Genomic DNA, 10942 nt, shown 5'->3' with positions numbered 1-10942 from the left:
GCGGCACCTTTCCAGAGGACACCCCACATACGGAGGAATAACGTGGCCCTTCCCCAGCTGACCGAGGAGCAGCGGGCCGCAGCGTTGGAGAAGGCGGCTGCGGCTCGTCGTGCCCGCGCGGAGCTCAAGGAGCGCCTCAAGCGCGGCGGCACCACTCTCAAGGACGTGCTCGCGGCCGCGGAGACCGATGAGGTCCTGGGCAAGATGAAGGTCTCGGCCCTTCTTGAGGCCCTTCCCGGCGTTGGCAAGGTTCGCGCCGCTCAGATCATGGAGCGGTTGGAGATCGCGGCGAGCCGTCGTCTTCGCGGACTCGGTGAGCGGCAGCGCAAGGCGCTGCTGACCGAGTTCAGCGGCGAGTGACTGACTCAACCACGAGGGGCCGGCTGGTAGTACTGGCCGGCCCCTCGGGCGTCGGTAAGAGCAGCGTGGTCGGGCGGCTGCGCAAGATCATGCCCGACCTGTGGTTCAGCGTGTCCGCCACCACCAGGGCCCCGCGCCCCGGTGAGGTGGACGGGCAGGACTACCACTTCGTCAGCCCCGCCGAGTTCGATCGCATGATCGAGGCCGGGGAGCTGCTGGAGTGGGCGGAGATCCACCGGGGCACGCACCGCTCGGGCACCCCGAAAGGACCGATCGAGCAGCGTCTTGACCAGGGACTTCCCATCCTGGTCGAGGTCGACCTCCAGGGCGCGCGGGCCATCCGGCAGGCCGCCCCCGAGGCCGTCCAGGTCTTCCTGGCGCCGCCGAGCTGGGAGGTGCTGGTCGGCCGGCTGGTCGGTCGCGGCACCGAACCGGAGCAGGTCGTGCGCCGCCGCCTGGACACCGCCCGGGAGGAACTGGCGGCCAAGGCCGAGTTCGACGTGGTGATCGTCAACCACGACGTGCAACGCGCCGCCGAGGACTTGGTAACCTTGTTGACCGGCACTGATACTCATCCGGTGCGCAACACGACCGCAGGAGCATGCGAGTGAGCATCCCCACTGAGCTGGGCGTGCTGGCCGATCCGGCCAACACCCCGCTGGGCATCACCAACCCGCCGATCGACGACCTGCTCGAGAAGGTCACCTCGAAGTACGCGCTGGTGATCTACGCCGCGAAGCGGGCCCGCCAGATCAACGACTACTACGCGCAGCTCGGCGAGGGCCTGCTGGAGTACGTCGGACCGCTGGTGGAGCCGGGCGCGCGGGAGAAGCCGCTGTCCATCGCCATGCGCGAGATCCACGCCGGTGTGCTCGAACACACCGAAGGCGAGTGAGTTCCACCCCAGCAGAGCACCGGCCGCGGGTCGTGCTCGGCGTGGGCGGCGGGATCGCCGCCTACAAGGCCTGCGAGGTCCTGCGCAGGCTGACCGAGTCCGGCCACGCGGTACGCGTGGTGCCGACCGAGGCGGCTCTCCGCTTCGTCGGCGCCGCCACTTTTGAAGCCTTGTCCGGCCAGCCGGTGGCCACCGGCGTGTTCAGCGACGTGCCCGAGGTCCCGCACGTGCGCATCGGGCAGAGCGCCGACCTGGTCCTCGTCGCCCCCGCCACCGCCGACCTGATGGCCAAGGCCGCCGCGGGCATGGCCGACGACCTGCTCACCGGCACGCTGCTCACCGCGCGCTGCCCGGTGCTGATGGTCCCGGCCATGCACACCGAGATGTGGGAGCACCCGGCCACCCAGGCCAACGTGGCCACCCTGCGCTCCCGGGGCGTGATCGTCGCCGAACCCGCCGCCGGGCGGCTGACCGGCAAGGACACCGGCAAGGGCCGCCTGCCCGAGCCCAGTGAGATCGTCGCGCTGGCCACCCTGCTGCTGGAGCGCCCCGACGCGCTGCCCCGTGACCTCACCGGCGTGCGGGTGGCCATCTCCGCCGGCGGCACCCGCGAGCCCCTGGACCCGGTGCGGTACCTGACCAACCGGTCCTCCGGCAAACAGGGCTACGCGCTGGCCAGGGTCGCCGCCCAGCGCGGCGCGCAGGTGACCCTGGTCTCCACCGTCACCGGCGGCGCGCTCAGCGACCCCGCAGGCGTGACCATGGTCTCCGCGAGCACCGCCGAGCAGCTGCGCGCGGCCATGCTCGAGGCCGCGGAACAGGCAGACGTGGTGGTCATGGCCGCCGCCGTCGCCGACTTCCGACCGGCAGAGTTCGTGGATCACAAAATTAAGAAAACCGAAGGTTCCGAGCCACACCCGCTTGAACTCCGGCGAAACCCTGACATCCTGGTGGAGCTGGTCAAGGGACGACGCCCGGGGCAACTGGTCGTCGGGTTCGCCGCGGAGACTGGAGATCCAGGCGGCGATGTGCTGGACCACGCACGAGCGAAGCTCGCCCGCAAGGGTTGCGACCTGCTGGTCGTCAACGCGGTGGGCGACGGCAAGGCCTTCGAGGTCGAGCACAACCAGGGATGGCTGCTCACGGCAGACGGCGCAGAGGCGCCCATCCCACAGGGCTCGAAAGCCCGGTTCGCGTCCACAGTGTGGGACGCGATCGCGCGGCTTTCCGGCTCTGCCCGCCTGTGAGCCATGCTCTAGGCACCCCCACTAAGCTACTTAGCCATACCTAACTTGTCTCCAGGGGAGAACCGTGAGCCAGAACAGCCGTCTGTTCACCAGTGAGTCCGTGACCGAGGGGCACCCGGACAAGATCTGCGACGCCATCAGCGACTCGATCCTCGACGGGCTGCTGTCCAAGGACCCGCGCAGCCGGGTCGCGGTGGAGACGCTGATCACCACTGGCCAGGTGCACGTCGCGGGCGAGGTGACCACCGAGGCCTACGCCGACATCCCGACCATCGTGCGGGAGAAGATCCTGGAGATCGGCTACGACTCCTCGGCCAAGGGCTTCGACGGCCACTCCTGCGGCGTGAACGTCGCCATCGGCTCGCAGTCCCCCGACATCGCGCAGGGTGTGGACACCGCGCACGAGTCCAGGGTCGAGGGCGCCGAGGACGAGATCGACAAGCAGGGCGCCGGCGACCAGGGCCTGATGTTCGGCTACGCCAGCACCGACACCCCGGAGCTGATGCCGCTGCCGATCGCGCTGGCGCACCGCCTGTCCCGCCGCCTGACCAAGGTCCGCAAGGACGGCGTGCTGCCCTACCTGCGCCCCGACGGCAAGACCCAGGTCACCATCGAGTACGCCGGTGACCGCCCGGTCCGCCTGGACACCGTGGTCGTCTCCTCCCAGCACGCCGCCGACATCGACCTGGAGCAGATGCTCGCCGTCGACATCCGCGAGCAGGTCGTGCTGCCCGAGCTGGCCGGCCTGGACCTCGACACCAGCGACGTCCGCCTGCTGGTCAACCCCACCGGCCGCTTCGTCATCGGCGGCCCCATGGGCGACGCGGGCCTGACCGGCCGCAAGATCATCGTCGACACCTACGGCGGCATGGCCCGCCACGGCGGCGGCGCCTTCTCCGGCAAGGACCCGTCGAAGGTCGACCGCTCGGCCGCCTACGCCATGCGCTGGGTCGCCAAGAACGTCGTCGCGGCCGGCCTGGCCACCCGCGCCGAGGTCCAGGTCGCCTACGCCATCGGCAAGGCCGCCCCGGTGGGCCTGTTCGTGGAGACCTTCGGTACCGAGACCGTGGACCCGGAGAAGATCCAGCAGGCCATCACCGAGGTCTTCGACCTCCGCCCGGCCGCGATCATCCGCGACCTGGACCTGCTGCGCCCGATCTACGCGCCGACCGCCGCGTACGGGCACTTCGGCCGGACCGACCTCGACCTGCCGTGGGAGAACACCGACCGCGCCGACGCCCTCAAGGGCCTGCTGGTCTGAGCTTGACCTGACAACGGCCGAGCCCACCCACCCGGGTGCGCTCGGCCGTTGCCGTGTCCGGGGGTTGGCCGATCTAGCGTTGGTGCCTGGCGGGTATCGAGCGTTCAGCCAGGGACTTTGGCCGAACCAGGAGACATGCACGCCTGCAACTTTGTGATGCACGCGTGCAACCTTGTGCACTGAGAGAACAAGGTGACAGATAGACTTCGAAGGTGGCCTTTGAGCGCATCACCATCAACCCAACCCGCATGAACGGGTTGCCGTGCATCCGGGACACCCGGGTCACGGTGGCGGCGGTGCTTGGCCAACTCGCGGCTGGCCGTAACATCGAGCAAGTGATCGATGACTATCCGTACCTGGAAGTCGCGGATGTGCTGGCCGCCCTGGAGTTCGCCGCGGTCGCGGTCGCGGAGCGTGAACTCCCGCTCGCTGAATCCGCATGAACTTCCTCGTCGACGCGAACCTCTCGCCCAAGATCGCCACATGGCTTGAGCAGGCCGGGCACACCGCGACCCACGTGCGCGACCACGGCATGCTCGCTGCGAGCGACCAGGAGATCCTCGACTTCGCGATCGACCACGGACTGGTGATCGTCTCGGCGGACACCGACTTCACCGTCATGCTCGCCGTCGCCGGACTCAAGTCGCCGTCGCTGGTCCTGTTGCGGTCCGCCGACCACCGCACCCCGCAGGAGCAAGGCGGGCTGCTCGTGGCAAACCTGCCCGCGGTGCACGAGGATCTGCTCGCCGGAGCGGTTGTGTCGATCGGCAACGGCCGGATCCGGGTTCGCCGTCTGCCCATGTGACGCGCTGACCCGCCACAGTGGACTGTCGGCGTCGTCTGATAGACCAGGTAGGTGGCCAAACCAGGCGCGTACCGACGTGGGGAACAGCAGCCCGCCGCCATCGAGCCGGTGGCGCGGATCTGCGTTGACGTCCCGCTCGCGCACCTGGACCGGCCCTTCGACTACCTGGTGCCGGACAAGTACGCCGAGGACGCGGTGCCCGGGTGCCGGGTGCGGGTGCGCTTCGCCGGGCAGCTGGTGGACGGGTACCTGCTGGAGCGGGTGGCCGAGTCCGGGCACAAGGGCAAGCTCGCCTACCTGGACCGGGTGCTCTCCGCCGAACCCGTGCTCTCCCCGGAGATCCTCTCGCTGGCCCGTGCGGTGGCCGACCGGTACGCGGGCACCCTGATCGACGTGCTGCGGCTGGCCATCCCGCCCCGGCACGCCAAGGCCGAGGCGGCCCCGCCGCGCGAGCCCGCGCCGCTGCCCGAGCCGCCGGACCCGGCCGGGTGGGCGCGCTATCCCCGGGGCGGGGCGTTCCTGGAGGCGTTGCGGGGGAACCGGCCCGCGCACGCGGTGTGGCAGGCGTTGCCGGGGGAGGACTGGCCGGCGCGGCTGGCCGAGGCGGCGGCGCAGGTGGCCGCGGCAGGGCGGGGGGCGGTGCTGGTGGTGCCCGACCACCGGGACCTCGCTCGGGTGCACGCGGCCTGTGTGCGGGTGCTGGGGGAGGCCGGGGTGGTGGCGCTGGCCGCCGAGCTCGGGCCCGCCGAGCGGTACAAGCGGTGGCTGGCGGTGCGGCGCGGGGCGGTCAAGGTCGTGGTGGGCACCAGGGCCGCGGCGTTCGCGCCGGTTGTCGACCCCGGGCTGCTGGTGGTCTGGGACGACGGGGACGACCTCCATGCCGACCAGCGCTCGCCCTACCCGCACACCCGCGACGTGCTGATGCTGCGCGCGCACGCCACCGGGGCGGCGTTGCTGGTCGCCGGGTTCGCCAGGACCGCGGAGGCCGCGCTGCTGGTGCGCACCGGGTGGGCGCACGAGATCGTCGCCGCCCGCGAGCAGCTGCGCGCCGCCGCGCCCAGGGTCACCTCCATCGGCGAGGACGACCGGCAGGAGGCCCGGGACGCCGCCGCCAGGGCCGCGCGGCTGCCCTCGGTGGCCTTCGAGGCCGCCCGCGGCGCGCTGGCCGCGGGTGCGCCGGTGCTGGTGCAGGTGCCCCGGCGTGGCTACGTGCCCGCGCTGGCCTGCGGCGGCTGCCGGGCGCCCGCCCGCTGTCGTCGCTGCTCAGGGCCGCTGGCGCTGCCCTCGGGGGGCGGGGACGTGCCGCGGCCTGCCGCCTGCCGGTGGTGCGGGGCGACCGAGGCGGGGTTCTCCTGCCCGGCCTGCGGCTCGCGGCGGCTGCGGTTCGTGGTGGTGGGGGCCAAACGCACCGCCGAAGAGCTCGGCCGGGCCTTTCCCGGGGTCCCGGTGCGCACCTCCGGGGCGGAGGAGGTGCTCGCCGAGGTGCCGGCCAAGCCCGCGCTGGTGGTGGCCACCCCCGGCGCGGAACCCTACGTCGAAGGCGGCTACGGGGCCGCGCTGCTGCTGGACGGCTGGGCCATGCTGGCGCGGGCCGACCTGCGCGCCACCGAGGAGGCGCTGCGCCGCTGGCTCACCGCCGCCGCACTGGTCCGCGGCTCCGCCGAGGGCGGCCGGGTGGTGGTCATCGCCGACTCCAGCCTGCCCGTGGTGCAGGCCCTGGTCCGCTGGGACCCGGTCTGGCACGCCGAGACCGAGCTGGACGCGCGCACCGAGCTCAGCTTCCCGCCCGCGGTGCGCATCGCCACCGTGGACGGCACCCCCGCCGCGGTCAACGACTTCCTCGACGGCCTGGTCCTGCCGCCCAGCGCGCAGATCCTCGGCCCGGTGCCCCTGGAGACCCGCGGCCAGGAGGAGGAACGCGAACGCGCGCTCATCCGCGCCCCGCGCACCGACGGCCGGGCGCTCTCGGCCGCCCTGCACGACGCGGTCGCCGCGCGCACCGCGCGAAAAGAGCCGGACCTGGTCCGGGTCCGGCTCGATCCACTCGAACTGCTCTGAGCCGCTACTCCGGGTACAGCGGTCCCGAGCCGATGACCTTGCCGGTGACGTCCTTCGCCTCGTAGGTGATCCGCGGGATGTCGATCTCGGACCAGCGCACCGGTTCACCCGGCACCATGGCGATGTAGGTGCCGTTCTTGAGCGTGACGTTCAGCTGCTTGCCGTTGGGCAGCTTCATGCTCAGCTCCGCCGCCTGCTCGGACACCGACCCGCTGAAACCGGGGGAGATGGTCCAGCTCTCCTTGCCCGGTGGCTGCCCCTCGTCGACCTGGAGCGGGTCGCCGAAACTGATCACATCGGCGGACTCCTCCAACGGCTTGTGGAAGGAGTGGCCGATGTTCATCCGGTAGTCCTTGAACCGGGTCTCCCAGCTGCAGGTCGCGGTCCGGCCCTTGTACCGGGCCGCCACCGCCCACTGCTGCCTGCCGTTCTTGGCGGTGTACTCGACGTAGGCGCCGGGAACGAGCAGCTCCGCGTCAACCATCGGGTCGAAGTGCTTGGTCCGCTCGTTGGTGATGCACTCGGCCAGCTTCTTCCCGGCCACCGAGGTGCGCTCGGCGGGCGGCAGCGGCCGGTCCAGCACGGTGACCAGCGGCCCCTGCGGGTTCGGGTACTCCACGTCGTTGAACTTGTACTGCTCCCCAGGCGCCTGCGTGCCCACGTGCACCTTCGCGCCGCCGGGCAGCTGCCGCGGCTCGCCGACCCTCACCCCGTAGAGCACGTCGAAGGGCTCCAGGGCGGCCACCTTGCCGCCGCGCGCGGACTGGTCCACCCCGACGACGGTCTTGCCGACCCCGGAGCGCACGTTCACCGCCGAACCGCCGTTGGGGGTGAGCATCATCAGCCGGATCGGCGTCGGGTCGTCCGGGGCCAGTGGCGTCTGCGGCTCGGACAGCCACACCGTGGTCTCACTGGCCTCGCAGGCCGCGACCTGTCTGCCGAGCCGCAACCCGACCTGCCGCACCTGGCCCCAGTTCATCTGCCGCCCGCCCATCCACTCCTCGCGGCGCTTGGGGTAGCGCTCGGCCTGCGGGCTGGCCATCGCCGCCCGCCAGCAGCGGTCCACCAGGGAGCGGTCCGCCATGGCCTGGTTGCCGCTCTGGAACCCCTCGGTCGGGTTCGGCGAGGTGGTGGTCTCCTTGGCGTCGTTGGCGGCGTGGTCGTCCTGCACCGACTGCACCACCACGGCCGCCCCGACCGCGACCACCAGGATCGCCGCCGCGGCGGCGATGAACCGGCGGCCCCTGCCCTCCGGCTCGAACCGCGGGTCGTCCATCCGCATCCGCACCGTGGCGCGCATCCGGTCCTTGATGTCCTCCGGCAGCTCCCGCCGCGGAGGCAGCTCGAACTTGTCGTCCATCACAGCTCCTCCTCCAGCAGGCCACGCAGCCGGCTGCGGGCACGGGATATCCGGGAACGCACACTCACCTCGGCCACCCCGAGGGCCTCGGCGGCCTCGGCGATGGACAGCTCGCCGAGCAGGCACAGCTGCACGGCCTCGCGTTCGGCCCTGGGCAGCTCGTCCACCGCCGCCAGGACCTTGCGCAGCTTCCGGTCGCCGTCGACCTGGTCCGCCACGTCCTCGGCGTGGTCGCGGACCACGTGCAGGTGCGGCATCCGGGACAGCGCCCGCCGGAACCGCCCGGCCCGGCGGAACTCGGTGCGGGCCAGGTTGCCCGCCACCGTATACAGCCAGGGCAGCGCGGACTCGCGGACCAGGGTGAGCTCCGCCCGTTTGCGCCAGGCGGTCAGGAACGTGGTGGAGGTCAGGTCCTCGGCCGCGGACCAGGACCCGGTCAGCCGGTAGGCGTGGTTCCACACCGCCTCGGCGTGCCGCTCGAACAGCTCACCGAAGGCGTTGCGGTCATCCGCCGCCGCCCGCTGCCACAGGACCCGATCGTCATCGCGCCCGTCAGCTCGCGGAACCGGCTCAGGTTGGCCGACAGGTTGGGCCAAGACCATCGCACCCCAGTTCTGTCTCACGAACGCCGTCACATGGGTAAGTGACCGCTCGGCGTCCAACGTTGCGGATTATTTTCAACCTCTAGACTCGACCAGTCCGAACCGCCCTGAAGGGAGCCGTGTGACAGTCCAGCCGATCAGGCTATTCGGGGACCCGGTGCTGCGGACCCCCGCCACCGAGGTCGTCGACTTCGACGCCGAGCTGCGCCACCTGGTCAAGGACCTGTGGGACACCATGGAGGGCCAGGGCGGGGCCGGGCTGGCCGCGCCGCAGATCGGGGTCGGGCTCCGCGTGTTCACCTACCACTGCGACGGCTTCGCCGGACACCTGATCAACCCTGCCTTCGACGTGGTCGGCGAGGACGAGCAGGACGGCCCCGAGGGCTGCCTGTCCATCCCCGGCCTGCGCTGGGACTGCCGCCGCCACCTGCACGTGGTGGCCAAGGGCTGGAACATGCACGGCGAACCCGTCGAGGTCGAGGGCTCCCACCTGCTGGCCCGCTGCATCCAGCACGAGACCGACCACCTGGACGGGGTGCTGTTCGTGGACCGGCTGGACGCCGAGACCCGCAAGCTCGCGCTCAAGCAGATCCGCGAGTCCGGCTGGTTCGGCCAGGACACCGCCGCCCCGGTGATCAAGCAGAGCCCGCACCCGCTCTTCGGCGGGGGTCGCTGACATGCGCCTGGTCTTCGCCGGCACGCCCGAGGTGGCGCTGCCCTCCCTGCGTGCCCTGATCGACTCGCCGCGGCACGAGGTGGTGGCCGTGGTCACCCGCCCCGACGCGCCCGCCGGCCGTGGCCGCAGCCTGCACCGCTCCCCGGTCGGCGCGCTCGCCGACGAGCACGGCATCGAGGTGCTCACCCCGGAGAAGGCCGGTGACCCCGAGTTCCTGGCGCGGCTGCGTGAGCTGGACCCCGACTGCTGCCCGGTGGTCGCCTACGGGGCGCTGCTGCCTCAGCGCACCCTGGACATCCCCAGACACGGCTGGGTGAACCTGCACTTCTCGCTGCTGCCCGCCTGGCGCGGCGCGGCCCCGGTGCAGGCCGCGATCAAGGCCGGTGACGAGATCACCGGGGCCAGCGCCTTCCGGATCGTCAAACCCCTCGACGCCGGACCCGTCTTCGGCGTGGTCACCGAGACCGTCCGGGACCGCGACACCGCCGGTGAGCTGCTGGACCGCCTGTCCATCTCCGGCGCGCGGCTGCTCACCGCGACCATGGACGGCATCGAGGACGGCACCCTGGAAGCCCGGCCGCAGCCGGAGGAGGGCGTCACCTACGCGGGCAAGGTCACCGTGGAGGACGCCAAGGCCGACTTCACCCAGCCGGCCACCGCGGTGGACCGGCTGGTCCGCTCGGTCACCCCCGAACCGGGGGCCTGGGCGGAGTTCCGCGGCGAACGCCTCAAACTCGGACCACTCACCCCGGTCGAAGCCGAGGCGCTGCCGCCCGGCGAGCTGCGGGTGGAGAAACGCAGGGTGCTCGTCGGCACCGCGACCGGACCACTCGCCCTCGGCGAGGTCCAGGCCCAGGGCAAGAAACGGATGGCCGCCACCGACTGGGCTCGGGGCGTGCGGCCGGAACAGGGAGAACGGCTCGGATGATGCACCAGCCCAACCGTCGGCAGGCCCGCTCGGACCGCAGCGGACCCCCGCGCCGGCGCTCGGGGCCGCGCCGTCCGCCGGAGACCGACCCGGCCCGCAAAGCCGCCCTGGACACCCTGACCGCCGTCCGCGAACGCGACGCCTACGCCAACCTCGTGCTGCCCGGCCTGCTCCGCGACCGGCGGCTGCACGGCCGCGACGCCGGGCTGGCCACCGAGCTGACCTACGGCGCCTGCCGTGCCCAGGGCCTCCTGGATGCGGTCCTGCAGGCGTGCAGCGACCGGCCACTGGCCGAAGTGGACGGTGTCGCGCTGGACGCGCTGCGGCTGGGCGCCTACCAGCTGCTGCGCACCCGCGTGCCCGCGCACGCCGCGGTCGCCTCCACCGTGGACCTGGTCCGCCTGGAGCTGGGCACCGGCGCCGGCGGTTTCGCCAACGCGGTGCTGCGCCGGGTCGCCCAGCAGGACGAGGAGGCCTGGGTCGCCGAGCTCGCCCCCGACGAGGACAGCGACCCGGTCGGGCACCTGGCCTTCGCCAACGCCCACCCCAAGTGGATCGCCCAGGCCTTCGCCGAGGCGCTCGGCCCGGACAAGGCCGAACTGGCCGCCGCGCTGGCCGCCGACGACGCCCGGCCCGCCGTGCACCTGGCCGCGCGTCCCGGCGAGGTCACCGCCGAGGAGCTGGCCGCCATCACCGGTGGCGAGGAAGCCCCCTACTCGCCCTACGGCGTGCACCTGGACCCCGGCGCGG

13 protein-coding genes are annotated in these 10942 nt (G+C 72.2%); 11 read left to right on the top strand and 2 right to left on the bottom strand.

Translation table 11 applies throughout. From position 1 onward, the window contains the following. Positions 1-42: 42 nt before the first annotated feature. The 8 genes from mihF (at position 43) to M8C13_RS22790 (ending at position 6626) form a co-directional block, all read left to right on the top strand. Positions 43-360, top strand: a complete 318-nt coding sequence (gene mihF / locus M8C13_RS22825; RefSeq protein ID WP_252482708.1) for an integration host factor, actinobacterial type — start codon at positions 43-45, stop codon at positions 358-360. After that, positions 357-971, top strand: a complete 615-nt coding sequence (gene gmk, locus M8C13_RS22820) for a guanylate kinase (RefSeq protein ID WP_252482707.1) — start codon at positions 357-359, stop codon at positions 969-971. Before mihF ends, gmk begins: the two co-directional genes overlap by 4 nt. After that, the gene (gene rpoZ / locus M8C13_RS22815) at positions 968-1255 is read left to right on the top strand and encodes a DNA-directed RNA polymerase subunit omega (RefSeq protein WP_252482706.1); all 288 of its coding nucleotides are present in this window, start codon (positions 968-970) and stop codon (positions 1253-1255) included. Before gmk ends, rpoZ begins: the two co-directional genes overlap by 4 nt. Further along, positions 1252-2502 (top strand): bifunctional phosphopantothenoylcysteine decarboxylase/phosphopantothenate--cysteine ligase CoaBC, encoded by a 1251-nt coding sequence (gene coaBC / locus M8C13_RS22810; protein WP_252482705.1) that lies wholly within the window; start codon positions 1252-1254, stop codon positions 2500-2502. The genes rpoZ and coaBC overlap by 4 nt, the downstream gene beginning before the upstream one ends. A gap of 64 nt (positions 2503-2566) precedes the next feature. Then, positions 2567-3763: a methionine adenosyltransferase gene (gene metK / locus M8C13_RS22805; RefSeq protein WP_252482704.1), complete on the top strand. Its 1197-nt coding sequence runs from the start codon at positions 2567-2569 to the stop codon at positions 3761-3763. A gap of 212 nt (positions 3764-3975) precedes the next feature. Continuing rightward, positions 3976-4206, top strand: a complete 231-nt coding sequence (locus M8C13_RS22800) for a DUF433 domain-containing protein (protein ID WP_252482703.1) — start codon at positions 3976-3978, stop codon at positions 4204-4206. Then, positions 4203-4568 (top strand): DUF5615 family PIN-like protein, encoded by a 366-nt coding sequence (locus M8C13_RS22795; protein ID WP_252482702.1) that lies wholly within the window; start codon positions 4203-4205, stop codon positions 4566-4568. Before M8C13_RS22800 ends, M8C13_RS22795 begins: the two co-directional genes overlap by 4 nt. A gap of 51 nt (positions 4569-4619) precedes the next feature. Continuing rightward, on the top strand, positions 4620-6626 hold the full coding sequence (locus M8C13_RS22790; protein WP_252482701.1) for a primosomal protein N': 2007 nt from the start codon (positions 4620-4622) through the stop codon (positions 6624-6626). 4 nt (positions 6627-6630) lie between these two features. On the opposite strand, the gene M8C13_RS22785 is transcribed toward M8C13_RS22790, so the two are convergent. Together M8C13_RS22785 and M8C13_RS22780 are read right to left on the bottom strand one after the other, a co-directional pair. Next, positions 6631-7986, bottom strand: a complete 1356-nt coding sequence (locus M8C13_RS22785) for a hypothetical protein (protein ID WP_252482700.1) — start codon at positions 7984-7986, stop codon at positions 6631-6633. Then, positions 7986-8582: an RNA polymerase sigma factor gene (locus M8C13_RS22780; protein WP_374213119.1), complete on the bottom strand. Its 597-nt coding sequence runs from the start codon at positions 8580-8582 to the stop codon at positions 7986-7988. The genes M8C13_RS22785 and M8C13_RS22780 overlap by 1 nt, the downstream gene beginning before the upstream one ends. 127 nt (positions 8583-8709) lie before the next feature. Here M8C13_RS22780 and def point away from each other — a divergent pair, with 127 nt between their 5' ends. The 3 genes from def to M8C13_RS22765 all read left to right on the top strand — a co-directional run. Beyond that, the gene (gene def / locus M8C13_RS22775) at positions 8710-9264 is read left to right on the top strand and encodes a peptide deformylase (RefSeq protein WP_252482699.1); all 555 of its coding nucleotides are present in this window, start codon (positions 8710-8712) and stop codon (positions 9262-9264) included. Between the two features lies 1 nt (position 9265). Further along, on the top strand, positions 9266-10192 hold the full coding sequence (fmt, locus tag M8C13_RS22770) for a methionyl-tRNA formyltransferase (protein WP_252482698.1): 927 nt from the start codon (positions 9266-9268) through the stop codon (positions 10190-10192). After that, positions 10192-10942 (top strand): transcription antitermination factor NusB (locus M8C13_RS22765; protein WP_374213118.1); only part of this gene is annotated, 751 nt, incomplete at its 3' end. The genes fmt and M8C13_RS22765, both read left to right, overlap by 1 nt.

The sequence above is a fragment of the Crossiella sp. SN42 genome, assembly GCF_023897065.1.
In the GTDB taxonomy this organism is placed as follows: Bacteria; Actinomycetota; Actinomycetes; order Mycobacteriales; family Pseudonocardiaceae; genus Crossiella.
The sequence above is the reverse complement of the archived record's forward strand: the minus strand, read 5'-3'. Positions and strand labels throughout refer to the sequence as shown.

Bases quoted from the DNA above. Each gene is read 5' to 3' on its own strand.
- M8C13_RS22795 (WP_252482702.1), top strand. From the start codon at position 4,203: ATGAACTTCCTCGTCGACGCGAACCTCTCGCCCAAGATCGCCACATGG.
- M8C13_RS22785 (WP_252482700.1), bottom strand. From the start codon at position 7,986: ATGGACGACAAGTTCGAGCTGCCTCCGCGGCGGGAGCTGCCGGAGGAC.
- fmt (WP_252482698.1), top strand. From the start codon at position 9,266: ATGCGCCTGGTCTTCGCCGGCACGCCCGAGGTGGCGCTGCCCTCCCTG.